This window comes from Mesorhizobium sp. M7A.F.Ca.MR.245.00.0.0 (genome assembly GCF_003997415.1).
GTDB lineage: Bacteria > Pseudomonadota > Alphaproteobacteria > Rhizobiales > Rhizobiaceae > Mesorhizobium.
Genome location: NZ_RZTE01000114.1, coordinates 1 through 519 on the forward strand (window position 1 = coordinate 1; position 519 = coordinate 519).

The following is a 519-nucleotide window of genomic DNA, read 5'->3' on the forward strand; positions in this document are numbered from 1 at the left end:
TGGTCGCGGCATCGATGATGCCGGCATTGTCGACGACACGGCCGGTCAGCGCCGGCAGGTCGGCCGCGCAGGACATGACGCAGGAGAACAGCACGACCGCGGCAATCAGGACAGCCGAGGCGAGGCGGTCGCGTTTCGACAGGCTGATGCTGGGTATCGTCATGCCATCACCAGCTTCCCGACGAGCCGCCGCCGCCGGACGAACCGCCGCCGCCGGAAAAGCCTCCACCGCTGCTTGACCCCGAAGACCAGCCGCCGCTGGAACTTCCCGACGACCAGCCACTACGGGAGGATCGCCGGCTTGGCTCGAAGGTCATGCCGAGCCAGCGGTAACGGCCGGGACCAAGCTTCTGGCCGAAGATCGGCGGCAAGATGGAGACAGCAAGACTGCCGACCATAATGGTTATCCATATGCCGATGAACACGGTGAAGAACAGGTCGTCGGACTCGAAGGGCGCCTGCTGGTTGCGCTCGCCGCGCGCCTCCAGCTCCTCCGGATTGCCTTCCAGCACCATGACC

At 65.7% G+C, this 519-nt stretch carries 1 pseudogene; it reads right to left on the minus strand.

The annotated features are described in order from the left end of the window. Positions 1-167: 167 nt before the first annotated feature. Positions 168-519 (minus strand): annotated as a pseudogene (locus tag EOB80_RS34315) (hypothetical protein); the annotation flags it as partial.